The 26,314-nt window shown below is 64.6% G+C and carries 22 protein-coding genes and 1 pseudogene; 8 read left to right on the plus strand and 15 right to left on the minus strand.

The features are described from left to right. Positions 1–279: 279 nt before the first annotated feature. A complete protein-coding gene (locus CUJ89_RS36860) occupies positions 280–1,578 on the minus strand; it encodes an adenylosuccinate synthase (protein WP_114182324.1) in 1,299 nt (432 codons plus the stop codon). Between the two features lie 140 nt (positions 1,579–1,718). Between CUJ89_RS36860 and gcvA the strand changes: the two genes are divergently transcribed. After that, complete coding sequence (gcvA, locus tag CUJ89_RS36865; RefSeq protein WP_114182325.1) at positions 1,719–2,624, plus strand: transcriptional regulator GcvA; 906 nt, start codon at positions 1,719–1,721, stop codon at positions 2,622–2,624. Positions 2,625–2,795: 171 nt separating this feature from the next. Here gcvA and CUJ89_RS36870 read toward each other — a convergent pair whose 3' ends face one another. Next, a complete protein-coding gene (locus tag CUJ89_RS36870; protein WP_114182326.1) occupies positions 2,796–3,107 on the minus strand; it encodes a DUF4148 domain-containing protein in 312 nt (103 codons plus the stop codon). A gap of 154 nt (positions 3,108–3,261) precedes the next feature. Between CUJ89_RS36870 and CUJ89_RS38155 the strand changes: the two genes are divergently transcribed. After that, on the plus strand, positions 3,262–3,687 hold the full coding sequence (locus CUJ89_RS38155; RefSeq protein WP_161556595.1) for a hypothetical protein: 426 nt from the start codon (positions 3,262–3,264) through the stop codon (positions 3,685–3,687). Between the two features lie 2,005 nt (positions 3,688–5,692). After that, a complete protein-coding gene (locus CUJ89_RS36880; protein WP_085042972.1) occupies positions 5,693–7,009 on the plus strand; it encodes a replication initiation protein in 1,317 nt (438 codons plus the stop codon). A 94-nt stretch (positions 7,010–7,103) separates the two neighbouring features. Here CUJ89_RS36880 and CUJ89_RS36885 read toward each other — a convergent pair whose 3' ends face one another. The 4 genes and pseudogenes from CUJ89_RS36885 to CUJ89_RS36900 all read right to left on the minus strand — a co-directional run bounded on the left by CUJ89_RS36885 (position 7,104) and on the right by CUJ89_RS36900 (position 12,881). Then, on the minus strand, positions 7,104–8,135 hold the full coding sequence (locus CUJ89_RS36885; RefSeq protein WP_114182327.1) for a ParB/RepB/Spo0J family partition protein: 1,032 nt from the start codon (positions 8,133–8,135) through the stop codon (positions 7,104–7,106). After that, positions 8,128–8,823 carry a ParA family protein gene (locus CUJ89_RS36890; RefSeq protein WP_114182328.1) on the minus strand — a complete coding sequence of 232 codons (696 nt, stop codon included), beginning with the start codon at positions 8,821–8,823 and terminating at the stop codon, positions 8,128–8,130. The genes CUJ89_RS36885 and CUJ89_RS36890 overlap by 8 nt, the downstream gene beginning before the upstream one ends. Positions 8,824–10,629: 1,806 nt before the next feature. Beyond that, positions 10,630–11,632 (minus strand): annotated as a pseudogene (locus CUJ89_RS39120) (AraC family transcriptional regulator). 124 nt (positions 11,633–11,756) lie between these two features. Next, positions 11,757–12,881: an MBL fold metallo-hydrolase gene (locus tag CUJ89_RS36900; protein WP_114182329.1), complete on the minus strand. Its 1,125-nt coding sequence runs from the start codon at positions 12,879–12,881 to the stop codon at positions 11,757–11,759. An 83-nt stretch (positions 12,882–12,964) separates the two neighbouring features. On the opposite strand from CUJ89_RS36900, the gene CUJ89_RS36905 reads away from it, so the two are divergent. After that, on the plus strand, positions 12,965–13,618 hold the full coding sequence (locus CUJ89_RS36905) for a TetR/AcrR family transcriptional regulator (RefSeq protein ID WP_114182330.1): 654 nt from the start codon (positions 12,965–12,967) through the stop codon (positions 13,616–13,618). Positions 13,619–13,814: 196 nt separating this feature from the next. Further along, a complete protein-coding gene (locus CUJ89_RS36910; RefSeq protein ID WP_114182331.1) occupies positions 13,815–14,306 on the plus strand; it encodes a flavodoxin family protein in 492 nt (163 codons plus the stop codon). A gap of 115 nt (positions 14,307–14,421) precedes the next feature. Here the strand turns inward: CUJ89_RS36910 and CUJ89_RS36915 are convergent, their stop codons facing one another. Beyond that, on the minus strand, positions 14,422–15,006 hold the full coding sequence (locus CUJ89_RS36915) for a DUF2889 domain-containing protein (protein ID WP_114182332.1): 585 nt from the start codon (positions 15,004–15,006) through the stop codon (positions 14,422–14,424). 671 nt (positions 15,007–15,677) lie between these two features. Between CUJ89_RS36915 and CUJ89_RS36920 the strand changes: the two genes are divergently transcribed. Beyond that, positions 15,678–16,376 (plus strand): ProQ/FinO family protein, encoded by a 699-nt coding sequence (locus tag CUJ89_RS36920; protein WP_114182333.1) that lies wholly within the window; start codon positions 15,678–15,680, stop codon positions 16,374–16,376. 466 nt (positions 16,377–16,842) lie between these two features. Beyond that, positions 16,843–17,904, plus strand: a complete 1,062-nt coding sequence (locus CUJ89_RS36925) for a DMT family transporter (protein WP_114182334.1) — start codon at positions 16,843–16,845, stop codon at positions 17,902–17,904. Positions 17,905–18,021: 117 nt separating this feature from the next. Here CUJ89_RS36925 and CUJ89_RS36930 read toward each other — a convergent pair whose 3' ends face one another. From CUJ89_RS36930 to CUJ89_RS36965, 8 genes are all read right to left on the minus strand, one after another. Next, a complete protein-coding gene (locus CUJ89_RS36930; protein WP_114182335.1) occupies positions 18,022–18,387 on the minus strand; it encodes a bleomycin resistance protein in 366 nt (121 codons plus the stop codon). Positions 18,388–18,447: 60 nt separating this feature from the next. Beyond that, positions 18,448–19,068 carry a nitrogen fixation protein NifQ gene (locus tag CUJ89_RS36935; RefSeq protein WP_114182336.1) on the minus strand — a complete coding sequence of 207 codons (621 nt, stop codon included), beginning with the start codon at positions 19,066–19,068 and terminating at the stop codon, positions 18,448–18,450. 76 nt (positions 19,069–19,144) lie between these two features. After that, on the minus strand, positions 19,145–19,570 hold the full coding sequence (locus CUJ89_RS36940; protein ID WP_114182337.1) for a TOBE domain-containing protein: 426 nt from the start codon (positions 19,568–19,570) through the stop codon (positions 19,145–19,147). Between the two features lie 189 nt (positions 19,571–19,759). Beyond that, a complete protein-coding gene (locus CUJ89_RS36945; protein ID WP_114182338.1) occupies positions 19,760–21,259 on the minus strand; it encodes an efflux transporter outer membrane subunit in 1,500 nt (499 codons plus the stop codon). Beyond that, a complete protein-coding gene (locus tag CUJ89_RS36950) occupies positions 21,256–22,230 on the minus strand; it encodes an HlyD family secretion protein (RefSeq protein WP_114182339.1) in 975 nt (324 codons plus the stop codon). The genes CUJ89_RS36945 and CUJ89_RS36950 overlap by 4 nt, the downstream gene beginning before the upstream one ends. A gap of 1 nt (position 22,231) precedes the next feature. Continuing rightward, positions 22,232–22,444, minus strand: a complete 213-nt coding sequence (locus CUJ89_RS36955) for a DUF1656 domain-containing protein (RefSeq protein ID WP_039369242.1) — start codon at positions 22,442–22,444, stop codon at positions 22,232–22,234. A 34-nt stretch (positions 22,445–22,478) separates the two neighbouring features. Beyond that, positions 22,479–24,611, minus strand: a complete 2,133-nt coding sequence (locus CUJ89_RS36960; protein WP_114182340.1) for an FUSC family protein — start codon at positions 24,609–24,611, stop codon at positions 22,479–22,481. After that, entirely contained in the window at positions 24,608–25,087 is a 480-nt protein-coding gene (locus CUJ89_RS36965; RefSeq protein WP_114182341.1) for a MarR family winged helix-turn-helix transcriptional regulator, read from the minus strand. Before CUJ89_RS36965 ends, CUJ89_RS36960 begins: the two co-directional genes overlap by 4 nt. Positions 25,088–25,407: 320 nt before the next feature. Between CUJ89_RS36965 and CUJ89_RS36970 the strand changes: the two genes are divergently transcribed. Further along, complete coding sequence (locus CUJ89_RS36970; RefSeq protein WP_114182342.1) at positions 25,408–26,268, plus strand: FAS1-like dehydratase domain-containing protein; 861 nt, start codon at positions 25,408–25,410, stop codon at positions 26,266–26,268. The last annotated feature ends 46 nt before the right edge of the window (positions 26,269–26,314 follow it).

Genomic DNA, 26,314 nt, shown 5'->3' on the forward strand with positions numbered 1-26,314 from the left:
GATCACGTCGCGCCACCGTGCGGCCATGGTGCCGGCGGCTCCGGCGCAGGCCGGTCTGGCGCGAATTGTGCGGAACAGTACAGCAGCGCTGCAGGCGTGTCCAGTTTGCCGTACGCGGCGTGATCCGGACGCCGAATCGTGTCGCGGAGCAGCCCTGCGCGCAGCGTCCGGGCCGGTCGCGTACGCGACCGAACCCGCCGGCACGCCAACAGCATCGGATCGGCAAAAACTACCCGGCGACCACGATGCCGACCCGCGATTTATGGCATGTATGACACGTTACGCGGCGGCGGCCACATCGAACGGGTTGCGCAACACGATCGTGTCGTCGCGCTCCGCGCCGGTCGTGATCATCGATACCGGCGCGCCCGCAACCGCTTCGATGCGCGCGATGAAATCCTGCGCGGCGCGCGGCAGCGCCGCACGCTCGCGCACGCCCTTCACGGTGCCGCGCCAGCCGTCGAATCGCTCGTACACGGGTTGCGCGCGCGACTGTGCATCGAGACTCGCGGGCAGATGGTCGACCCGCGCGCCATCGAGTTCGTAGCCGACGCACAGCTCGATCGACTCGAAGCCGTCGAGCACGTCGAGCTTGGTGAGCGCCAGCGAATCGATGCCCGAGATCCTGACGGCCTGGCGCAACTGCGCGGCATCGAGCCATCCGCAGCGTCGCGGCCGGCCGGTGTTGACGCCGAATTCCTGCCCGCGCGCGCGCAGCGTTTCGCCGGTTGCGTCGGTCAGCTCGGTGAGGAACGGGCCACCGCCAACACGCGTCGCATACGCCTTGGTCACGCCCAGCACGTGGCCGAGCTTCGACGCGCCGAGGCCCGTGCCGGCCGCCGCCGCCGATGCAACGGTGCCCGACGACGTCACGAACGGGTACGTGCCCCAGTCGATGTCCAGCATCACGGCCTGGGAACCCTCGAACAGGATGCGCTCGCCGCGATCGATCGCGTCGTTGAGGTCGGCCCAGACGGGGCGCACGAACGGCAGGATCTTCGGTGCGAGCTCGACCAGCGTCGCCAGCATCGCGTCGCGGGAATACTCGTCGAGCCCCAGGCCACGGAACCACGCGTTGTGATGGTCGACGAGCACGTCGAGCTTGCCGGCGAGCCGGCCGGGTTCCGCGAGATCGCCGACGCGTAGCCCGCGACGCCCGACCTTGTCCTCGTAGGCCGGCCCGATCCCGCGCAGCGTGGTGCCGATGGGCTCGCGGCGCAGACGCTCCTGCGCCTGATCGATCGCACGGTGAATCGGCAGCACCAGCGTCGCGTTCTCGGCGATCGACAGATTGTCCGGCGTCACCGACAGCCCGAGCTCGGCCATCCGCCCGATTTCCGCGAGCAGCGCTTCCGGATCGAGCGCCACGCCGTTGCCGATCACGCCGCGCTTGCCGCGCACGACGCCGCTCGGCAGCAGCGCGAGCTTGTACGTCTTGCCGCCGACGACCAGCGTATGGCCCGCGTTGTGGCCGCCGTTGTAGCGCGCGACGAGATCGGCCTGCGCCGCCAGCCAGTCCACGACGCGCCCCTTGCCTTCGTCGCCCCATTGGGCGCCCACTACCACCACGTTCGGCATGCTCCGCACTCCATGTGAGAAATTCAGACACTCGTTCGGCCGAGCCGGCCGTTTGTGTGCCATATTGGCGGAGCTGTATCAACCGATCAAACGATTAAACCTGAGGTGTCGCGTGAGAAAATTTCACGCGAATCAATGCAATGACCCGACGACTCCCTCCGTTGAATTCGCTACGCGCGTTCGAAGCAGCCGCGCGGCGCGGCAGCTTCACGCTTGCCGCCGACGAGCTGTGCGTGACGCACGGCGCGATCAGCCGGCACGTGCAGCAACTGGAGGCGTGGCTCGGGCGGCCGCTGTTCGAACGCCACAACCGGCGGGTCGAACTAACCGACGCCGGCCGCGCGTATCTCGCCGAGGTCGGCGCATCGTTCGACCGAATCGCGCTCGCCACCGCGCAGCACTTCGGCCACGCGCAGCAGCGCGTGCTGCGCGTCAGCGCACCCGCGACGTTTTCGTTGCGCTGGCTCGTGCCGAAGCTGTCGTCGTTCCAGGTTGCCCACCCGACCATCGAGGTGCGGCTGTCGACATCGAACGACCCGATCGAGAAGCTGCGCGACAAGGTCGACCTGATCGTTCGCGGCGGCCCGCAGGCCATCGACGGTTACGTCGCGGAGGAATTCCTGTCCGAAGTCCGGCTGCCGGTGTGTGCGCCGAAGCTGCTGGAGGGCCGGCCGCTGGATACGCCCGCCGATCTCGCCGGCTTCACGCTGCTGCACGCGGCAACCTATCCCGGCATGTGGCCCGAATGGCTCTCTGCGGCCGGGCATGCGAATCTCGTGCCGCGACACTCGCTCACGCTCGAGCATTTCTACCTGACGCTGCAAGGCGCACTCGACGGGCTCGGCGTCGCGATGGGACCGATCGCGCTCGTCGCGGACGACATCGCCGAAGGCCGGCTCGTGCAGCCGTTCAGCGAACCGGCGCTGCCGCCGTGGCGCTACTTCACGTACGTGGCATCCGCGCGCGCGAACGACGATGCCGTGTGCGCGTTCAAGGACTGGCTGAAGGTGACGGGGAATGCAGCCGCGTCGGGCGGGCGACACTGACCGTATGGAGCGACTGGTCATGCCCGTCATTAAATGCAGGATTCCGAATCAAATGATGAAAACGTGTGGAACGGCTTTGCGATCGTTCATGCGGGGAATTCTGCTTGTCGCGTGCATCGCGTGACCGCGACAAGCCGCGGATCGAACCGTGGCTTGCCGCGTGAAGGACGCTTACTGGCTTGCGCCGGCGCCGGCCTTTTTCTCTGCGTTCTGCAGGTTCTGCGGATAGTTCGGGTCATTGGCCGCCGGCTTGTAACCGGCGTCTTCGAGTTTCTTCAGCTCGGCGGTGTTCTTCGCACGGGCAGCCTTGTGCTCTGCTTTGCGTTGGGCCCTGGCCGCCTTGCGTGCCTGGCTCTTCGCTGCCTTGGCGTCCTGTGCAGCGGGCGCGCTGGCGTCGGTCTGGGCAAACGCCGGAACTGCCGAGCCGAACAGGAACGCTGCTGCGGTAGCAGCCAGCGTGAGTTTTCTGATCTGGATTCGCATCGTTGAACTCTCTTTTCTGATTTATCACGGATTGAAAGACCATCGAGATACCGCCCCTGCCCGACCGGTCGTCATGTCGCGATCGGGACCTGTGCATCATAACCGCGTCGCAAAAAATGTGGCGCCAACGTGATGACGGAATTGGGATACACGTATGGGAGAAAACGTGGACTTCGCCCTAGTGTCGTCTGGCAGAGTCAGGAACGGTGTATCGCGTTTCGGCGCACGTGCAGATCGTGCTGTTGCGGCAAGCGGAAACATCCGATGTACGGAACGCTTTGGTGAAGAGAATGAGTCACGCAGCGCGATGCGAGCGACCCATGACTGTTTCATGGGTGGTGTTGCCAACACGCGCATGCTCGACGTGATCGCCATCGCACGCAGCACGATCACCGCAGCAGCAGTCGACCTGTGTGTCACGTTGTCGTTCGACGCGGCTCGAGCGACGGTTCCTCCCATAAACGACCACGATTCGGTTCGTCCGGCGATCAACGCGATCGCATTGCCTCACCGCGGGATGCGCTCACCAATCGGGCAACGATCGCTGCACTGTGATGGAGATGGTTACCTGGGTCAGTGAAACTTGTCGCCGTCTGGCCCGTATGACGAAAAAAGTAGACGCCAGCCATGAGGGAGGTGAGGACGTTGATCGGAATCGTCTCACGAGTGTGCCGAGAGTAGCGCGCGAACGAGTGGTGCTCGCCTGGCGAACATTGCTTGGCGTTGAAGTCGCGACAAGACTTGTCGGTTCGCGCGGTTGCGCTTGCTGACACATCAGGCACCGCACATGCGTCCCACAGGTTTTTCATTTGAGTGCTTCGGCGGTCCGGCATCCATACGACGCCCCAGACTGGACAGCTTGCAGAGACCCGCAGCTCCGCCGTATCGGTGAGCTTTTACGGGATTCAGAAGCTTATGAGGGTGAGAATGTTCGGGATCCTTGCCCGGATTCGAATGCGGTGAGCTTTGTCGTCGACGGTATCTTCACGTTGGCTCGCAGCGATCTCGAGATCGGCCCAGGAGCCGGCCGCGTGTGCAGATGGCACCAGGGGGGACACGACATGCGCTCCCGGGCAGCGTGCAGACCTCTCCTCGCGAACCAAGGGCACAGCGTTGTTCTTCGGTTGATCCAAAGGTAGAAAGTTGGAAGACCACGGGGTGGCGAAGCGAACCGCGCCGATTTCCTCTGCGTACAGTCCACAGGCTAAATGTGACGAGGAGCGTCGATAGGCGATCGGAAAAAACTTGTCCGCAAGCGGGGAAGCACGAGTGCAAAAAACCACGCGCATGCAGTCCGGGATGATTTCGAACTGCCGTGGGTAAGACTGAAGATCTCCGAACCTTCGGTCGCTGATTCGTTTTGCCGGTCAATCACAGGAGGCAGGGTGGTCACGACGCCGGTTTTTCGGTCCCATAGACGGGAACCTGTACGGGAAACGGAGGCTTTCTTCCGGTTTTTCTCCCATAGGTTTCTACGTTTCGGCGTTTGTGAGTAGGCACTCACCTCCTCCGTAAGCCTTGTCGCGCCTGGGGCCTTGGTGGAACGAGGCGTCAGGCCATTGCTCGGGAAGCCTTAATCGAAGCAACGAGGCGCTTGCCGTACCACAGACGGCTCCCATTGGTAGCGGTTTATGGGGCCTGTTTTTCTGTGCTGGCACACGTGTGTTTACATTTTTGGTAAACCACGTTTACTTCTTTAACTACTTTTAGCCGGCTCACAGCCTTATCCGACAAGGGTTTGAACGGTGTTCGGTACCCATTTATGGGAGCACAGGTGGAAGGGTCTGGGGTTTCAGGTCTGTGGATTTGGGGTTTTGGGTACCGGGTTGTGGGGAATCCGGGTTGTGGATATGGGGCGAGCGTACCCGGTTATGGGTAATCGGCCTGGAAACGCATTGGGTAGTCGTCTATGGGAGCGCATGAAGGTAGCCTTTTATGGGGCGTTTTTATTGATCCGTGAAGGCCTGGGCGCACAGCGATTTTCTTTGGGTAGCGGTTTATGGGGAATTTCATAGGTACCCTGTTATGGGTAGCGATTGGGACCGGTCGATTGCATTTCACCAAGGTGATTTGTGGACTGTTCCCATAGACAGGATCGATGCAGCGGACAGGTAACCTTTTATGGGGAAAACGGATGGTTGCCGTTTATGGGAGCGATTTCTACCTTCGAGACCGAAAGTAATGCAACCGAAGAAGCCGAAGCCTGTCGACAGGTACCCACCTATGGGAATCGATAAAGGTAGCAAGTTATGGGAGAAAAATGCGGCTGTGCTGCAGGGCACCACGAATCCGGCCGGCGATCGCGATTTCGCTCGTTTGCTTCCCATGGATGGGTACCTTCACTGGGGCAAATCTCGTGCCGGGTTTCCGTGACCGGACGCGAAAGGTAGCGGCTTCTGGGAGGCTTTTTGGCCAAAAGGTAGATGGATATGGGGCTTCGTGCAGATCGGTTAATCAGGAATTTCCCTTTTGCATCTGAAGCTTAGCCGCGATAGTGCAAGTGATGCAGGAGCAAGGACGTTGCCCCGTTGCGTGAAAAGGTATAAAGTCTGCCATCAACAAGGTCACCTTATCCGGACATCACGATGCCGCGCAAGCCCGCAAGCAAAGGCTCAGACAAACAGGTTTCGTTGTTTCAGACACCAGAGCCTCCCGATTTGCTGCGCAAGGCGGTCCAGGCGATTCATATCGCGCCCAAGTCGGGAAAGATCGGTCTGCAGCAGCGCAAGATGTTCAGCTCGCTGATCAAGAACGCGCTTCGGCAGGAGGCGTTCGAGCCAGGCCGGACGAGCTTCTCGATCTCGATCGCTTCGCTTTCGCACGAGAGCGGGTTGAACAGCAACAACACCAAGTACGTGAAGGACACGGTCAACTCGCTGATCAGTACCGTCGTCAATTGGGACTACCTGGCCGCGGACCGTTCGACGGTCTGGAAAGCGTCGGGCTTGCTCGCCGGCGCGGAGCTCGAGCAATCGGTGCTGAAGTACAGCTTCTCCGACCAGATTCGCAGCGAGCTGCTCAACCCCGAAATCTACGCGCTGATCGATATGCGGATCGCCCGCGAGTTCCGGCGGTCGCACTCGCTCGCGCTGTGGGAAAACACGGTGCGCTACGAGGGGATCGGCATCACCGCGAAGATCCCGCTGCCGAAATTTCGTGACCTCATTCTCGGCCAGGACAAGGCGTCGCAGTCGTACAAGGAATACAAGCTGTTCAAGAGCAAGGTCCTGGTGCCGTGCATTCAGGAGGTGAACGAAGTTTCGGATCACACGCTCGAGTTGATCGAACACAAGTCCGGCCGGAGCGTGGAAGCCGTTCAGTTCAAGGTGACGCGCAAGCAGAGCGCCGATACGGTCGAAGACGGCGACGTCAAGAACGAAGCGCTGGTCGAGGAGGTCGCCAAGTTCGGCATTCCGCGTTCGGAAGCGCGCCGGCTGATCACGCAGTACGGCGTGCAACGTATCAAGGCGGCGATTGCCTATACGCTGAATCGGACTACGAAGAAGAATGCGGCGCCGGTCGACAACGTGGCTGCGTATTTCCGCAAGGCGCTGACGCACGGCTATACGCTGGCCGACGGGCAGGGAACCGAGACGGCCGCACCGGCGAAGGAATCCGCGCAGAGCAAGCAGGAGCAGATTCGCGACAAATATCTGGCGGCGAAGGTCGAGGAAGCCGGCGCGTATTTCCGCGAGCTGGAAATCGACGACCAGACCAAGCTGATCGAGCGTTACAACGAGACGGTGGCCGGCTCGAAGGACCTGACGCTGTCGCCGAAGAAGAAGGCGAGCAAGCTCGCGCAGACCAGCTTCTTCCGATGGCTGGCGCTGGATACCTGGGGCGAACCGACCTCGGACGACCTGCTGGAATTCCTGCTCAAAAGCAGTCTCGCAGGCAACTGAACGAGGCCTCGCAGCCGGGCGTGCGTCATGTGCCGGACGTTGTCGTCCGGCTTCGCGGCGCAACGCGGATGCGAGGCCTTTAGCTTTTGGCCCGCTACTTTTGCGTGGCCGTCGCCAGCTCGGCGACGTAGGCGTCGATGACGGTCTTGAGCTTGTCGGCGAGCGCTTCCTGGTGGGACGCGTCGACGCCCTTGAGTTGCAGATCCAGACGTCCGTCCGGATAGGTTTTCAACTGGCCGACCGCTCGCGATTCGAGCGCGAAGTCGTGACGAACGCTGTAACGCGTGCGTCCGGCTTTCTTGTTGCCGTCGCTCTGCGCACGCAGGAAATTCTCGAGATCGCGGACCGATTTTTTCCGGTCGATCACTGCCGTAAGCAGCCGGTCGGCCGTCGGCTCGCCCAGGCGTTCGAAGATCAGCTTCAGGAAGTACGCGGCCTGCAGGCCGACCACGTCGTTCGCGCTGGCCATCCGCTCCAGGAGCGTGTTCGGCAGTGCGTTGAGCGACAGCGTCTTGCTGATCGATGCCTTGTCCTTGCCGATCTTTTCCGCCAGCGTGTTCTGGTCGGAAAACACCTTCTCGTCGAGGAGACGCTTCCACGCGACCGCATCGTCGAAGATCGTCTGGCGTTCGTGGTCGTGGTTCGCCCGATACGCGATCGTATAGAGCTGCTCGGGCGTGTGGTCGGTGCGGAACGTGGCGTTGATGGTTTCGTCGCCGTTGATGCTCGTCGCGCGCAGCCGGCGTTGCCCGTCGATCACGACGAGCTTGCCGGGAAACTCCGGGAGCCGCGTGACCTTGATCGGCTCGATCTGCCCTTCCCGTTTCAACGTCAGTGCGAGCTCGTGCAGGCTCGACTCCGAGTAGAACACGCGCGGGTTGAACGGGTTCGGGATGCAATCCTTGACCAGTACCTTCTGCGGCGCGCCAAGATCAGCCGTACCGGCGGGCGTGGCTGCGGCCGGGACGCCGGCGGGCGTCGCTTCGACGGCGACATTCGGTGCGGCCGCTGGTTCGGGCAGCCGCGTTTCGAGTGCCGCATTTTCCTGCGCGAGTCCGCGCAACAGGCCGGCCGCGAGATGCAGGTTGCCGGTCGGCTTCTTCTCTTTCGATGTGTCCTTAGCCATGGGCGGCTCCGGTAGCGCGCGTCGACGCGATGTATTGGGCCATTTCCGTGACCAGCTTTTCGACTTCCGCGCGGGCTTCTTTCAGGCCCTTCAGGTATCGATTGTGATGATGGATCGTGGTGCCGAGCGCGAACGTCTGACGGTAGACCTCGCGTTGCGCGATCTGGCTGTCGAGCAGATGTTCCCCTATTTCTTCAGCTCTTAGAATTTTTAAAATTTCTTCACGCATTTTAGTTTTTCCATTGACACTATTCAGCATCAATGCGGAAGAAAGATTCGGGTTACGAACGGCTCGCATCGACTCGATCATGCGAATCATCGCGACGGTGCTGTACAGGTCGGCCGGCGACGGCGACAGCGGCACGAGGCAGAAGTCGGCAACTTCAAGGACGGACGCGATGCGCGGATCTTCGAGGTTGCCGGGACAGTCGACGACGATCACATCGAAGTTCGCGTCCTGTTTCTTGATTTCGCCGCCAATGCCGCGGCCGGCGGGGGCCAGCGAAAGGACCGTCATCGGCAGCGTGTTCTCGCCGCTTGTCACCCATCGGACGGAAGTGCCTTGAGGGTCGGCATCGATCAAGGCGACCTTGTTGCCGCCGGCCTCGAACGCAGCCGCGATATTGACGGAGATGGTTGTCTTTCCAGTCCCACCTTTTTGATTACTGACCGCGATCTTGAAAGCCATTAAATTCCTCCAAGGAGTTTTACGTAATATATGCAGTTGTTATCGAAATGTCCAGAAAAGCGTTCGACACGATGCATATCTTGATGCTCGATGTGGTTGTCACGTGACAAGTGGGCCGAATGGCTAACGAGTCATTCGTGATTAGTGATCGAGTAAAAATAAAATTGTCGATTACGTTCATAAAGACTTGGAGTGAACTCGATTGTCTTTAACGTCGATGGCGAAGTTGGATCGCAGAGACTAGGCCGCTTAGCCATGTCTTTGTTTCTGGTAGAACTCGTTGCGACTCCGATGAGTCAATTTCGCGGATGTCGTCGAGATACGCAGTTGTCACGTGACAAGTCGCAAGGAATTGGTCCTTGTCGGCGCTGCCCATCGCCAGGAAGCCCGTAATCCGATCGCGGTTCCGATCGTAGCGACATCGCTTCAATGTTCGATATCCGGTCTTTGGCCTAGGGCCTGTTCACGCTAATAACGGGCTTGCGCTGGCCGCCAGAAGGGCCGAGCGCAAGGATTGCGACGAAGCGAACACTCAACGTATTCGCAAGGAGCATGACGCGGCGATCGGCCCTTCTGGTGGCCAGCCCCACGAATGAATTTTTTCCAAACAGGGGAACGTGCCTTGCCGGCCGCATTGCGGCGTCGCGCGTCGCTTGTCCCCCAAGGGGACTTCCTTCGGGGCGTTTGGCTCGGCCAAACGGCGCTCCTCACTCCTTGCCTGCGCCCCGCAGGAAGTCCCCTTGGGGGACGACCAGCAAGGCACGTTCGCAAGCCCGTTATTAGCGTGAACAGGCCCTAGCCTGACTACTTGGAAGCGAGGTGAGTTGTCACGTGACAATCGACTCAGAATGCGAGTCGGCGTCAGCGTTGCAACGCTTCTCACGCGCCGCTGCGATCGAATAATACTGATGGCATGCGAGTAGATCGGAAAGGAAGGAATTTATGGGTGAGAGCTTGTCGGTAAGCGAAGTTGGTCGTGCGGGCGGTTGGCGAGTTGTCACGTGACAACAGGAACGCCGGACCTGGGAACCCGAGAGACGAAGCGACTCGAAACACTCGACTGGCCGCCGTGGGCACGCGCCTATTCCGAAGAGCTCAAGGCATCAATCGATCTGCTGGTCCGGGTCTTTCGTCATTGTCCCGTCGAATTCTCGTGTCGGCCTAATGTCACCGGGTGTTTGCCAAACCGCATTCAGATCAGCGTGCCATGGGCGTTAATGATACGACCCCATTTATTTGAGATCCCTAAATCTAGTTTCGTCGCATGCCTTGGTCGGGAGGGGAGGGGCGTGGCTTCGTTATGCGTATCCAGCACGACGGCCAGTGCAATTCGGCATCTACCTGCGACCATGGCACTTACGGGCCCCGATTGGCGGCAAATTCATGTGTTGAAGGCCATGTGACAACACAAACGGGCCGGATCGTGAAACATTTTCGAGAAATCGCATGTTCTCGGAAATCCTTGTCTGGCAATGGGTTGCGCCATATTCTTCATGTTGTTTCACGCAAAATGAGCGAGATCGCTTCCGAAAATGGGGGCGCATGGTTTTTCGCGTGCTGCTATCGCCGTTTGATTTGCGAATAGGAAGAAATGTATTGTGTGATATGTAATTCGTGGTTTTTGAAATGATTTGTGTTCGGCCTTGTGCTGAAGGGCAATCGACTTGCCGCTGGTCCAGTGCATGACAGGCACCCTGTCGAGTCTTTGATCCGACGCGTAGCATTGGTATTCAACTCGAGTTGTCACGTGACAACGCCATTGCGTCAGCCTCACGAGAAACTGACTACCAGCACCGTCCCCCGCGATCAATAACCTGCCGTGATCGGCAGAACGGCATCCGTCCCGCCCCGCAGGCTATCGATATCTATCCGCGGCGAATTGCCGAACAGCCGGCTGTATTCGCGGGTGAACTGAGTCGGGCTCGCATAACCGACCCTGAACGAAGCCGACGCGGCGTCGAGCCGCTCGGACAGCATCAGCCGACGTGCCTCATTGAGCCGTATCCATTTCGGATACGGCAGCGGGTTCAGCCCGTGAGCTGGCGGAAGTGGTGATGGAAGGTCGAGCTGCTCATCTGAGCCTGCGCTGCGAGATCATCGACTCGCAACGATTCGTCATCGTCATCGTGGGTCCGTAACGACTGGATCGCGCGCGACACACGGTTGCCCTGGCTGCAGGAGGACGCGATCTGGCGCAGGCGGGCGCCCAGATCACTCGTCAGCAGGCGGTAGTAGATTTCCCGCTCGACGTGCGGTGTGAGAACGGCAATGGCGTTCGGGTCATCCAGCAACGCCAGCAACCGGTTCAGTGCGTCGTACAGCGGTTCGGTCATGTCGCCGACGACGAGGCCGCGGCCTGACGGGACCTCGTCGTGATCCGGTGCGACCTGCACCATCAATTCGGCCATCCCGCGAAAATCGAGTCCGAGAAACGGCCTTTCGCGGCTGGCCTCGATGACCTGCGTCGGACCGGGCAAATCGAGCGACGTGATCAGAAAGCGGTTGGCGTCATAGATATAGGCATCGCCACTCTGAATGACCCGCTTCGCGCCCTGACGACGAGACCGAAGCTCGGCTCGACCATGCAGTCCATCGGTTGCGTCGGCGCCTCCCTTCGATGGAAGCCCAGGTCCTGAATGGCCGTGGTGAGGTGGTCGACGCCTTCGGCCCATCTCGCGACGCGCTCTGCGAGCGTGTGCCGCAGGTCGTTTTCGCGGCGGGTCGTTCGGTGGCTTGCATGGTTGAATGCAGCGATTGCGGCGTCGTCGTCCCCTTGGCCGGGTGTGTATCGGGCGGGAGCCGGATGTATGACTTCTCTATTCAGGTAATCGGCTCTACAGGCAGGCTGTCGACGTGCTGGCGCTCAGGCAACGCGCCTTCCGGAATCGCGGCATTGCCGCGCTCCCGGACGGCGCGCGCAGCGACTGGCAGATCTACTTCGTCGCCTGCGACGGGCAAAGCTGCCTGCGGCGCGATTTCGTTGCCGGCGCCGTCGCGCGCTCGTCTACCGTGCGCCACCACCGCTCGCCGCGATGCGGCGCGTCGAGATCGAGGTGCTCGCCCATCCTGGGCGTCGACAACTCGACGCCGCGCACGATCGCCAGCGCCGTGACGCGCTCGAACGGCTCCTGCCAGCGATGCATCGCGAGATCGAACGTGCCGTTGTGGATCGGGACCAGCCAGCGTCCGCGCAAATCGATGTGCGCCTGCACGGTTTCTTCCGGCTGCATGTGCACGTACGGCCATTGCGGATCATATGCGCCCGTTTCGATCAGCGTCACGTCGAACGGACCGAGGCGCTCGCCGATCGTCCGGAACCCGTCAAAGTAGCCCGTGTCGCCGCTGAAGAACACGCGCAGGTCGTCGTCGACGATCACCCACGACGCCCACAGCGTGCTGTTGCCGTCGAACAGGCTGCGCCCGGAGAAGTGCTGTGCAGGTGTCGCGGTCAGCGTCAGGCCGGCCACGTCGACACTCTGCCACCAGTCGAGCTGACGGACCTTCTTCGCGTCGATGCCCCATTCGATCAGGCGGTCGCCGACGCCCAGCGTTGTCACGAACACGTCGGTGGTTGCCGCGAGTGCGAGCACCGTGTCTCGGTCGAGGTGATCGTAGTGGTCGTGCGACAGGATCACGCCGCGCAGCGGCGGAAGATCTTCAAGCGCGATCGGCGGCGCATGGAAACGCTTGGGGCCGACACGACGAAACGGCGACGCGCGTTCGGCAAACACGGGATCGGTCAGCCAGAATTCGCCGCGCAGCTTGAACAGCAGCGTCGAATGGCCAAGCCGGTACAGGCTGCGATCGGGCGCCGCGTCGAGTTCCGCGCGGGTCAGCGAATCGACCGGCAGCGCGCCTGCGGGCACGGTATTGCGCGGCTTGTTGACCAGCATGTTCCAGGCGATCCCGAGCGTCTTGCCGAACCCTTCGACGGGACGCGGCGCGACATTGTTGAAGCGCTCGCCATTGTGCTGCGGCGAACCGCCGGACAGCGTGCGGCCGCGCCGCGCGGCCGCAAAACCCAGAATGCGGTGAATCAAAACGAGAGGCGATGCCATGTCGGTTCGTCCGGAGAATAAAGTACACTAAACAGTGTAGTTTATTTTTGGGATAAGTAAACTGCCCGGTGTAAAATTTCCGTATGGATACCAGCACTCCCCCTCAGCGCCTGACCGATCGAAAGCGCGCGGCCATCGTCGATGCAGCCATCGAGGAATTTCTCGCGGCGGGCTACGACGCGACCAGCATGGATCGCATCGCCGCGCGCGCGGACGTGTCGAAGCGCACGGTCTACAACCACTTTCCCGGCAAGGAAACGTTGTTCGCCGCGATCCTGCACAAGCTGTGGGATGCGACCCTGACCGGGAACTCGCCGACCTATCGCGCCGACGTACCGCTGCGAGAGCAACTGCTCGCGTTACTGGATCGCAAATTGCGCCTGTTGAACGACGAGGCATTTCTCGCGCTCGCGCGCGTGGCGATCGGTGCGGCCATCCATTCGCCGGAACGTGCGCGCGATATGGTCGAACGTCTCGGCGAGCGCGAGGAAGACATGACGGTCTGGGTGCGTGCGGCCGCGGCGGCCGGCCGCTTGTCGGTCACCGATCCGGTGTTCGCCGCGCATCAACTGCATGGTGTCGTGAAGGCATTTGCGTTCTGGCCGCAGATCACGATGGGCCAGCCGCCGCTCACGGCGCCGGAGCAACAGAAAGTCGCGGAATCGGCTGCCGACATGTTTCTCTCGTACTACGCGCGGCCGGATGACAGCGACGCATCGCACACCACGCCGGACTGACCATGTATCCGGAAGGTCATGCGCGAATCGAAGCCGGTGCCATGCGCACGATCGATGCGCGCATGGCACCGATGAGCCGGCAAACCGGCTGATCCGCAAAAGCGAACGCAGAATCGCCCCACACGGGATGGCTGGCCATCCAACGGAAACCGGCGATGCCGCCGGCGCACCTGAAGCCGAACGCGAGCGACGACGAATGAAGACCCTGCTGATCGTCTATCACACGATGACCGGAGGCACGCAACAGATGGCCGAAGCGGCCGCCGCCGCGGCGCGCGAGCAGCCCGGCGTCGATGTCAGGCTGCAGCGCGCGGACGCGACGAGCGCAGACGACGTGCTGGCCGCCGACGCATACCTGTTTGCGACGCCCGAAAATCTCGCGGCGATGTCCGGGCTGATGAAGGACTTCTTCGATCGTTGCTACTACGCGGCGCTCGATCGCGTGAACGGCCGCCCGTATGCGGCGATGATCTGCGCGGGAAGCGACGGGCAGAACGCGTTGCGCCAGATCGACCGGATCGCGACCGGATGGCGGCTGAAGAACGTGGCGCCCGGCCTGATCGTCTGTACTCACGCGCAGACGCCGGAGCGCATCCTCGCGGCGAAGACGATCGGCGACGATGATCGCGCGCGCTGCGCCGAACTCGGCGCAGGCCTTGCAGCAGGACTCGCGCTGGGTGTTTTCTGATACCCGTGTGGCGGCAGCGGCGACCTCGCGAAGCCGAGGCAGGGGCCGCGACGGTCCGACCAGACAACGCTCGCATCCTTGCCTGCTGACGCCGAACCGGCTGACTGCCGAGACCCTAGCTGCCTTTTGCCGTCGCCGAAGGCCGGTGATATTCGGGCCAAAGACGTTTCACGAGATCGCGCGATGCGCCATACGCGTGGCAACTGTCGATCTTGAGCGGCTTTCCTTCGCTGTCGCGGGCGTCAAGCGACGACTGCCGCATGCCGACCATCGTCTGATAGGCCGTGGTTGCGATCGGGCCGAGCAATTCCTTCAGGTGCGTGCACGTATCGCAGGACGGCAGGCGCTTGCGGACCTCGCTGTTCCAGCCGGCACCGATGCTCAGCCCGACGAGCGCTTGCAGCGAGTCGCCGCCGCCCGGACACTGCGCATACGGATGCGAACGAATGAACGTGGAGACGGCGCGGACGACCATGTCGGCGTCGAAGACCAGCGTCACGCCGAGGTCGTGGATCGGCGACAGCGCCGCGACCGTCCGCGTGCCGCCCGGCGGCGTGAAATCGCGGGTCTTGCGGTCCGCGAGGCAGGCCGTTACTTCGAACAGGCCGTCGCTGCGCCGATAGCCGCGCATGTCGATCTGCCGATGGTGAATCTCCTCGCGCGTGATGCCGTCGTGCGGGATGTCGTGTGGGGGAACCATGTATCCGCTCCGTTTCGTACAACCGGTTCTTTTAGCAGGCAAGAGGGATGTCGCCGGCTGACCGGGCGCGCAGCGAAACGGGCCGAGGTATGCTGCCGACGATGTTGATCCGGCCATACTACGCACTTTCCGGTATCTTCGTACGCGACGCGATCGATGCGGACGCAACGAGTCGTGTGCGGGTACCAGTGCAATCGAAGGGTGTACAGGTATGTCGCGCGACGTTGCGTCGAGCCATCGCCGCACTCGAGCGACACGCGCATTTTCGACGCCGTCAGGCGGAATACCGCCCGTCGGGCGTCGGCAAGCGCCGACGCCGGGCCGATCGTGTCGCGCGAGACTGGCCCGATTTCCGATGACAGCCGTGAACGGCGTGACTTCCTGGAACGTATCCATATAATGCGCAACACGACCGCGCGGACGCATTTCCGGCCCCCGGATCGGGCAAATGCAGACCGGCGAGTCAACCGGCCGCCGCGCGTACCGGTATACTTCCACTCCTGCCTTGTCCGGCATCTTGGCCGGGTGCCTGAAAACAGAGTGGCGTGCGCGATGCGGCCCCGCAGTGTTCCGCATTGGCGGCAGACGGGTCGCATGCATGGCGGCGAAGCTTTTGCGCCGCGCGGAATGGTCGCACGAACCACACCTTATATTTCTGGTGGATTGAATTTATGGGTTTTGAACAACTTGCCGAATTGCGGGCGCAGCTCGCAGCGAAGGCCAAGCAGGAGCGCAACGCAAAGCGGCCGGCGACGCCTACGGACGCCGGCACGAAACCGAAGTCCGGCGACCAGCCGCCCCGTGGCGCCAAACCGGGTGCCGGCGCGAAAGCGCCGCATCGCGCGAAGCCCGCTTCGGCGAAGCCGTCGGCGCCGGTCGATCCGGTCATCGTTGCGATCGGCAAACTGCAGCGGAAGTTTCCGCGGGCGTTCCCGAAGAATCCGGCCCCCAAAGTGCCGCTCAAGGTCGGCATCTGGGACGATCTCGCACGCGAGGCGCAGGCCGTCGGTCTCAACGAAGCCGAACTGCGCGAAGCGATGTCGACGTGGTGCCGCGGCAACCGCTACTGGTCGTGCCTCGTCGAAGACGCGGTGCGGGTCGACCTGCAGGGCAACGAAGCAGGGCGCGTGACGCATGACGACGCAGCGCGGGCGCGCCGGCTGAAGGCTCGCCGCCCCGGCAAGGGTGCGGCGCAATCGGCCAAGGGCGCGCAGCAGCCGCCGAAGGCCGAGCAGCAGGCCGAGGCCGCCGCTGCGCCGGAACCGGCGAATGCGGAAGCGCAGACCGACGCCGCGTCGCATCCGGCGAGTGCGGAAGCGCAGACCGACGTCGTGCCGCAGGCCGAGCAGCAAACGGCCGGAAACGAGTAACGCACACCGCGCCGCCGCCGACTGCACGGCGCTTCGCCGCATGCACGTCGCATGCGGCAAATGACACGACAGACTGACCTGCCTCGACAGAGGCAGGTCAGGACTGCTCCCACCAGCGCTTGACCCGCTGGCACGCACTCATCCAACCTCGGACAGGCAACGCGACCGGACGAAGAAAGCGCGTCAATCGGCGCTGCACGCGTGATGCTTCGACTCAGCCGTTAGTACGTATGCCTGAATGCGGCAACGCTCCAGTCAACTAATTCGGTTTCCTAAAATAATGATACCGGGATCGTCACTTGGCGTGCGAGCGATCCCGCCCGGTCATCGTGACATGATGACGCGCGATAATCTCGACTGGATCGTCAGGCCACGGGAAAGCTGACCCGCGCGATGCAGCTTGCATTTCGAAAGGCAAGCGCCCGAAGCCACATCCCCCTTTTTCAACGTCAATTCAACCCCGATCATGAACCCGAGACATTCCGCGATTCTCGTCGCGCTCACCGCTGCCGCGCTGTTCGGCGCCGCGACACCGCTCGCCAAGGCGCTGATCGGCGCGATGTCGCCGTTCATGGTCGCCGGCCTGTTCTATCTCGGCAGCGGCGTCGGGCTCGGCATCGGGATCCTGCTTCGCGGGTTGTACAACCGTCGCGCACCGGCCGCGGAGGCCGCGCCGCTGCAGCGTGCCGACCTGCCGTGGCTGGCCGGCGCGATCGTGGCAGGCGGCGTGGCCGGCCCGGCGTTGCTGATGCTCGGGCTGTCGAGCACGCCGGCGGCGACGAGCGCGTTGCTGCTCAATCTCGAAGGCGTGCTGACGGCCGTCATCGCGTGGGTCGTGTTTCGCGAGAACGTGGATTCGCAGATATTCCTCGGGATGGTCGCGATCGTCGCCGGCGGCACGCTGCTGTCGTGGACGCCGGGCCGGGCCGGCGTGCCGGTCGGCGCGCTGCTGATCGTCGGCGCGTGCCTGTGCTGGGCGATCGACAACAACCTGACCCGCAAGGTCGCCGCGAACGACGCGATGGTCATCGCATGCGTGAAAGGGCTGATCGCCGGGCCCGTGAACATCGGCATCGCGCTGGCGACCGGGGCGACGCTGCCCGCCTTACCGGTCACGGCCGCCGCGATGCTGACGGGGCTCGGCGGCTACGGGATCAGCCTCGTGCTGTTCGTCGTCGCGTTGCGTCATCTCGGCAGCGCGCGCACGGGTGCGTATTTCTCGATCGCGCCGCTGTTCGGCGTCGTACTGTCGCTGCTGATCTGGCCCGCGCTGCCGCCCGAGACGTTCTGGATTGCTGCCGCGCTGATGGCGCTCGGCATCTGGCTGCACGTGCGCGAACGGCACGAACACACGCATGCGCACGAGCGGCTCGAGCACACGCACCGGCATCGGCACGACGAACATCACCAGCATGCGCACGACTTTGCGTATGACGGAAACGAACCGCACACGCATCCGCACGTGCATCTGCCGATCACGCACAGTCATGCGCATTTTCCGGACATTCATCACCGGCATCGACATTGACTGCGTCATGACCAGCGAGCGATGCGCATCGCAAGGTAACCGTTTATGGGGCGTGCGTCGAATCGCGCGCTCGCGCATTTCCACCGCCGCTCGATCGCGGCAGCGATAGGGGCGAGCCTAGTCTTCCGTCTGGATCAACCGGATCAGCGAACCGTCCGGGTCGATCAGCGCGCCGACCGTGCCGCCCCACGCTTCGCGTGTCGGCCGGTGCGCGCGCGGCCAGCCGGTCGCTTGCTCCGGAATGCCGGCTGCGAGCATGTCGTCGAAGAACGCATCGACATCCGCGAGCCGGAAGCAGCAACTGAACCAGCTTGTGGCCGGATCGAGCTCGGGGTGCGGAAAGAATTCCAGCAACAGGTCGCCGCGTTTGAGGATCATCCAGCCGTCGTCGCGCCAGGTTTCGACGAAGCCCAGTTTTTCGTAGAAGCGGGACGTGGCCTCGAAATCGCGCGACGGCAGGTTGGGGCTCGCAATGTCGGTCAAGGCGGTTGCTCCGGTTGGCGATGCGATGAAACGAATGGGCCGCGCGGGCCGCCGCGGTGGCTATCGCGCGTGGGGAAAGCAGAAGCCGAAATCCTCGCAGCCCGGGCATCCGGGTGCGGGCCCCGGCGGCACGCCGAGCGATGCGGCCACTTCCTGTGCGAGGAATTTCTTCCAGCGCAGATGAGCGACGTTGCGCGCGGCGAGCGCGGGGAAATAGCGATCGAGCATCGCCGATACCGCGTCGCGTCCGTCGAGCCCGAGATCGCGCCACAGATGGTCGGGGCGCAGGCATGCATGCGCGATGATCGACGCGAGACAGTCGGCGTCGTCGCGGGTGGCGGCGGGATTCGCGTCGTCCATCAGCCGCGCGTGCAGCGTCGCGACGAAGGCCGAGTGGGCGGGCGGCAACAGCGGCATCGCGACTGCCGGTGCGAGCGCATCGGCATCGCCGACCGCCCGATGCGGAAATTGCCGGGTGAGCAGGCCCGTGAGCTGCGAGCGGGAAAGGCCGAGCAGCCCGAGTTCGTTGCGGCACGCGCGTGCCGCAACGAGGGTGCTGAAGAGGAGGACATCGGGCGAGCGGGCGTCGGCTGCGCAGGACAGCAGTCGTTGCACCGCCAGTGCGTGCGCCCGGCCGAGCTCGTGCGAATCGGGGGCGGGGCGACCGGATGCGGACGTCATCGCGTCCGCCCGCCTGTCTGCCGGCCGGTGCGCTTTGCACGCATGCGCAGCGGAACCCGGCTCGCCGCCACGATCATCACTCGACGCCGACGATCACGCTCGATGCCTTGAAGATCGCGGACGCGGCGTTGCCGCTCGCGAGGCCGAGACGAGCGACGCTGTCGTTGGTGACGATCGCGACGATCTCGGCGCCGCCTGTGGCCTTGATCACGACTTCCGAATTGACCGCGCCCTTCGCGACCGACGATACGGTGCCCGCGACGCAGTTGCGGGCCGATACCTTGCTGCTGTCGACGTCGACCATCACGATGACCGACGACGCCTTGACGAGCGCGAATGCCTTCGTGCCGGCTGCGAGGCCCAGCGAAGCCGCGCTGCCATGCGTGATCACGGCGACGATGTCGAGGCCGTCCTGCGTGCGCAGCGTGATTTCGTCGTTGACGGCACCGGGTTTGACGGCGCTGACCTGACCGGCGAAGTGATTACGGGCGCTGGTTCGCATGATGACTCTCCGCAGTGGATGCCGCTGCCGGACCGGCAGCGAAAGATGAATGGAATGCACCGGCGAGTTTAGCGCCAATGCGGGCGTCCGTCGCCCTCCGGATGCTATGGCGCGAATCAGGAAAAACCGTTTGCGCACGGCGTTTCGCGTAGCCGGCGTTATATACCGAAGGCCATGACGCGCGGGCGATTACTCGTTCGCTGCGGGCGTCGAAGCGGTGCGCGCGGCGTCGGGCCGGGCATCCTGAGCGGTCGTCGCGTGGTCGCCATCCCATCCGCCGCCGAGTGCGAGGAAGAGCCGCACCTGGTCGGCCGCGACCTGCCCTTCGGCCGCCGCGACCTGTGCTTGCACGCTGGTCAGCGTGCGGGTCGCGTCGAGATCGGAGAGGAACGATTCGCGGCCGGCCGCATAGAGACGATGCGTTTCGTCGGCGGAATTGCGCGCCGATTCGTAGGCCGTGCGCAGCGCGTCCGTGCGCTGCACGTCGGCGGCATAGGTCGCGAGGCTCGACTGCGTTTCGCGCAGCGCGTTCAGCACGACGCCGTCGAAGTGCGCGAGCGCGCCGCCCGTCGCGGCTTCGGCTTCGCGCACGCGCGCACGCTGGCCGTTGACGGGGAATGACCAGCTGATCAGCGGTCCGAACGACCAGCGATTCGTCGTGGACGAGAACAGGTCGGCGGCCACGCCGACCGAGCCGGCCGACGCGCCGATGCTGACCGACGGGTACAGCGCGGCGGTTGCCACGCCGATTCGCGCGGTGGCGGCGGCAAGCTGCCGCTCGGCTTCGCGCACATCGGGGCGGCGGCGCAGCAGCGCGGCGCCGTCGCCGATCGGAATCGGCTGGCGCAGCTTCGGCAGGCGCTCGCATTCGGCGGCGGCCTTCGGCAGGTCGGCTGGCGTTCGCGCGAGCAACGCGGCGAGCTGGTATTGCGCGACCTTGCGGCGGCCTTCGAAGCGCGGGATGTCGGCGGCGAGCGTGCGCACCTGCGTGACGCCGCGCGTCACGTCGGTCTGGTTGCCGCGCCCGGCATCGCGCAGCCGCTGCGACAGCGCGACGCGCTGCTTCTGCAGCGCGAGCGACTGCTTCGCGATCGCCAGCTCGTCGCCGGCCGAGCACGATTCGACGTACGCGCGCACGACGTCGGCGACGACCGTGATGCGCGCCAGGTCGCCGGCCGCCCTGACGGCCTCGCTGTCCGCGCGCGCGGCTTCGACGCCGCGCCGCAGCTTGCCGAACAGGTCGATCTCGTACGACACGTTGATGCCGACCGTGCCTTCGTTGACGACCGGCAGCTTGTTTTCGAGCAGGAATTGTTCAGCCGACTCCTGCGCGCGCTGCACAGCCGCTTCCGCACCGCCGGAGAATCCGCCTTGTTGGTTCGCGACTTCCAGCGCCGCGCGCGAGCGCGCGAGGTTGGCTGCGGCGACGCGCAGGTCGGTGTTCGACTTCAGTGCACCGCGCACGAGCTCGTCGAGCACGGGATCGTCGTACAGTTGCCACCAGTTGCCGGGCACGGCGTCGCGCGATACGAGCGTGCCGTTCGCGTCGTCGAGCGCATGGTTCGCGAGCGGCGCATTCACGTACGCGTGCTGCGGCAGCGTGTAATCGGGGCCGACGGACTTGCACGCGCCGAGTGCGAGCGCAAGCGGCGCGAGCGCCGCCGCGAGGCGCAGACCGTGCCGTTTCATTGCGATGCTCCCGCCGCGCTGGCGGCCGCACCGGAGGCCGTCGATACCGGCGTGACTGCCGCCGGCGCACCGGCAGCCGGCTTTGCGTTGTCGTTGCGGCGCGTGTCGGATGCGCGCATCGAGACGGTCGCGGTGCGGCCCGCGATCATCCGGAAGTCGTCGGGCACTTCGTCGAGCACCACGCGCACCGGTACGCGCTGCGCAAGCCGCACCCAGCTGAAGGCCGGGTTCACGTTCGGCAGCAGGTTCGCGCCCTGCGTGCGGTCGCGATCCTCGATCGCGGCGACGATGCTCTGCACGTGGCCGCGCAGCGTATGCGGCTCGCCCATCACGATGATGTCGACCGGCTGGCCGATGTGGATGCCGCGCAGCTTGGTTTCCTCGAAGTAGCCGTCGACGCGGAACGAATTGCGGTCGACGACCGACAGCACCGCGCGACCGGCCGGCACGTATTCGCCGACGCGCGGCGCGCGGTCGTTCAGGTAGCCGTCGACCGGGCTGACGATCGTCGTGCGCTGCAGGTTCAGCTTCGCGGTGTCGAGCGAGACCTGCGCATCGGCGGCGGCGGCTTCGCCTTGCTCGACGCGCGTGCGGCTTTCCTCGACCTGTTCGCTTGCGACCAGGTTGCCGAGCTGCAGGTTGCGCGCGTATTCGCGCTTCGCCTGTGCGAGCGTCGCGCGGCGCTGCGCGAGCGTCGCTTCGGCGAGCCGCTCCGCGAGCGTGTAGCGCGCCTGGTCGATCACGAACAGCACCTGGCCGTGCTTGACCTCCTGGTTGTCGGCGATCTGCACCGACGTGATGAGGCCCGACACGTCCGGCGCGACCTGGATCACGTCGGCGCGCACATGCCCGTCGCGCGTCCACGGCGAGAACATGTAGTAGTTGATGATCCGCCACAGCACGAGGCCGGCCACGACGACGACGATCAGGGTGAGCAGGATTTGCCCTGCCGAGAGCCAGGATTTTTTCACGTTAGGTAGCCACGAGATGGTGGGAAACGATCACGACGGCGGCCAGCACGAATACGTAGATGCCGAGGTCGAAGATCGAACGGTGCCAGACGAGGCGGTAGAAGCCGACGCGCTCGAGCACTGCGCGCACGACGATGTTGATCAGGTATGCGATCAGCATCAGCACGAGCGGAGCTGGCACGAACACGCCGAAGATGTCGATTTCGCCGATCATGGTCGCGGTCGGAAGGACAGGTTGGAAAGCCGGATCATGCGCGCGCTCCGTCCGGCGCCTGCGGCGCTTGTGCGGCGGCGGCCGGATACAGCGACAGGCGCAGGCCGACGAGCGCGTGCAGCGTGTCGCGCAGCCGGCGATGCGTCGCGGGCGTGGCCGGCGCCGCAGGCGCCGTGCTGCCGTCGGCCGGCGCGGCGCCCGGCAGGTTGCGGCCGGCCACGCGGTGCAGCGCGTCGTCGATCGATGCGAGCAGCGCCGGCGGCGCCGGCTGGCGCGCGTTCGCGGCCGCGCAGCGCGCGTAGTGGTCGGTGACGCCGGCCAGCACGCGATCGATCGCGTCGGGCACGTCGCCCGACAGCCGGCGGCGCGAGCGGCGCAGGTCGAGCGCGTTCAGCGCGATGCGCAGGTCGCGGAAGCTTTCGATCGACGGGTGGCGGTGGTCGTCGGACGCGCCGAGGCGCGGCAGCAGTTGCGTGACGCGATCGAGCATCCGCGATGCATGGTTGCGCTGGTCGTCGAGCGGCTGCGTCGACGCGGAGCGCGCGACGTCCTCCCAGCCCGAGCGCAGCAGGCGCCGCACCGCGAGTTCCGCGCCGAACGGCCGCGTCGCACGCGTCCATACATAGGCGAACAGCAGCCCGGCGACACCGGCGAGGTTGCTGTTCAGGAACACGAAGAAATCGGCCTCGTACGCGCTCTGGATGCTGATGAAGGTGGCCGTGTTCACCGCGACGAGCATCGTCACCATGTTGAACTGCGGGCGCGGCAGCAGCGTGCCGATCAGGATGAACGGGCCCGCGAACATCAGCACGAGCATCGCGAAGTCGTGTACGTGCGGCAGTACGACGAACAGGTACAGGCCCGCGAACACGACGCTCGCGGTCGTCGACAGGAAGAACTTGAACACCAGCGGCGCGGGCTCGTCGAGCGCGGCGAAGAAGCTGCACGACACGGCGACGAGCGTGACGGCGGCCGCGCCGTCGTGCCAGCCGGACGAGATCCACAGCCAGCACGCGAACACGATCGCGACGACGACGGTCAGCGTCGAGAACAGCATCATCCCGCGATCGAAGAAGCGTTCGGTACCGCCGAGCCGCCAGTGCCGGTAGCGCGGCTGCCAGACGCCCGCCTCGTTCGCGATCAGCGCGCGCAGCGAGCGGCAGTCCTGCCAGATGTCGATGACCTGGCGCAGCCGCCACAGCGCGTTCGACAGCAGTGCGCCGTCCCAGCTCGTCAGCGCGCTGTCGGCGGGCTGCAGCGCGGCGATACGCTCGCGCAGGTGATCCGCAACCGGATCGTGGGCCATGTCGCCGTCGCTGCCGGACTTCACGGCCGGCAGCGGCGCGTCGAACCATTTCGCGGCGTCGGCCAGCAGCGCGTCGAGCGCGGGCGGGCGCACGTGCAGGTCGCGCATCAGCGCGATCAGCGGATCGGCGAGCGACGACATCAGCGGCAGGAACAACTGCATCCGGCCCGCGAGCGCCTGCGCGCGTGCGAGGATGTGCGGATGCGCATGGTCGTAGCTCAACTGGCTCAGCAGGAATTCGAGGCCGGTGATCGTTGCCGCGAGGCGCTGCCGGCACGCGGACAGCGCCTTGCCGGCGAGGTGCCCGGACAGCGTCTCGCGGCCGTAGAACGCGGCGTCCTTGAACCACGCGTCGGTGCGCTCGATCAGCGTCGGCGCGAGCCGGTTCGGAAATATGGCGCTGCCGACCACGCTCGCGCACACGATGCCGAGCACGATTTCCTCGGTGCGCGCGATCGCGACGTCGAACACCGTGGACGGATCGGTCACGGTCGGCAGCGCGATCAGCGGCATCGTATAGCCGGCGAGCATGAACACGTAGCTGCGCGCGGTGCGATCGGAGATCGCGAGATAGAGCAGCGTGCCGCACCATGTCGCGACGATGATGCCGAACAGGAGCGGCGTCTCGACGAACGGCGGCACGAAGAAGATCGCGGCGGCCGCGCCGAGCGCGGTGCCGAGCGCGCGATACAGCGCCTTCGAGCGCGTCGCGCCGACGAACGGGTTCGACACGATATAGACGCTCGCCATCGCCCAGTACGGGCGCGGCAGCTGGAAATACAGGCCGAGGTACAGCGCCAGCATCGACGCGGCGAACGTCTTGCCCGAGAACAGCCAGTCGCGAAGGCTCGGATAGGTCATGACGCGGCGTGACCGGCGTGCGGCGGGCGCGCTGCGGGAGAGTGCGATTCGGACGCATTGAACGCGTCGAGCACGCGCAGCGTCGCTTCGAGATCGGCACGCGTGACGCCCTTGAGCACCTGCGCGCGCAGCATGCGCAGGTCTTCCTCCATCTTCGCGGTGACCGTGCGGCCGGCGGCTGTCAGCGAGATCGTTTTCGCGCGACGGTCGTGCGGATCCTCGTCGCGGCGCGCGAGGCCGGCCGCGCATAGCTGGTCGAGCAGGCGTACGAGCGACGGACCTTCGATGCCGACGTGTTCGGCGAGCGTGCCTTGCCGCACGCCTTCGCCGAGGCGGCCGGCGATCAGGAGCGGCGTCGCGCAGGCCTCGGACACGTTGTACGCGGTCAGCACGCCGTCACTGGTGCGGCGCCACTTGCGCGCGGACAGCACGAGCAGGCTGCTGACGGCGAGGCGGAGGTCGTGCAGATTGGTCATGGGCGAGATGATAGGGCAAAAACATTCGATAGCAAACTATCGTTTTTTGTCACCCGGATGACATGTCGCACGTGGTGTGGCCGACCCGTCTGAAGCAATTTAGGCGGCGTGCCGGACATGGTCAAGCTGTAAGGTTGGTGTCCGGGAACAGCGTGCGGCAGGCGCGGCGACTATATTGAATGGTCAGACGAGATCCGTCAGGCAGGGCAGCGCCGCGCGCGTCAAGCAAATCCGAAGCCCCGGTTCGGCAAAGCCGACTTCGCGAAACGGCGCGCGGCGTGCATATTAGGGCCATTGCAAATGCACCGGAGACTTCGCACGTGTCGACCTCATCCTCGCAGCCCACCGCCCCGGCGTCGATCGACGCGTGGCTCGGCAAGACCGAAACGCTCGGCGACGACATCACCGCGTTCCCGCTGAACGCGCTGGCCGCCACGCTCGACCGCCCGTCGCCCGGCGACATCGTGCCGCCGATGTGGCACTGGCTCTACTTCCTGCCGGTCGCGCTGCTGGCCGAAGTCGGCCCCGACGGCCACCCGAAGCGCGGCGGCTTCCTGCCGCCCGTGCCGCTGCCGCGCCGCATGTGGGCCGGCGGACGCCTGACGTTCCATGCGCCGCTGCGCGCGGGGCGCCGCGCGACGCGCGAATCGACGATTGCGAACATCGAGGACAAGACGGGCCGCAGCGGCCGGCTCGTGTTCGTGACGGTGCAGCACCGGATCGAGTGTGACGGGGTGCTGTGCGTCGAGGAAGAGCACGACATCGTTTATCGCGACGCGCCGCAGCCGGGCGCGAGCGCGCCGAAGCCGGTCGCGGCGCCGGCAGGCGAGACGTGGTCGCGCACCGTCACCGCCGACGCCGTGATGCTGTTCCGCTATTCGGCGCTGACCTTCAACGGTCACCGCATCCACTACGACCGCAGCTATGTGACGCAGGAGGAAGGCTATCCGGGGCTCGTCGTGCACGGCCCGCTGATCGCGACGCTGCTCGTCGATCTCGTGCACCGCGAACGGCCCGACGCGACGCTCGCGAGCTTCGCGTTCCGCGCGATGCGTCCGACCTTCGACGGGCAGCCGTTCACGCTGTGCGGCAAGCCGTCGGACGACGGCGGCACGATCGAGCTGTGGGCGAAGGATCGCGACGGCTGGCTGACGATGCAGGCCACCGCGACCCTGGCGTAACGCGCGTCCTCCGGCCGTCGGCGATCCGGACGCGAACCGGCGCATC

It is taken from the genome of Burkholderia pyrrocinia (genome assembly GCF_003330765.1).
Classification (GTDB): Bacteria; Pseudomonadota; Gammaproteobacteria; order Burkholderiales; family Burkholderiaceae; genus Burkholderia; species Burkholderia pyrrocinia_B.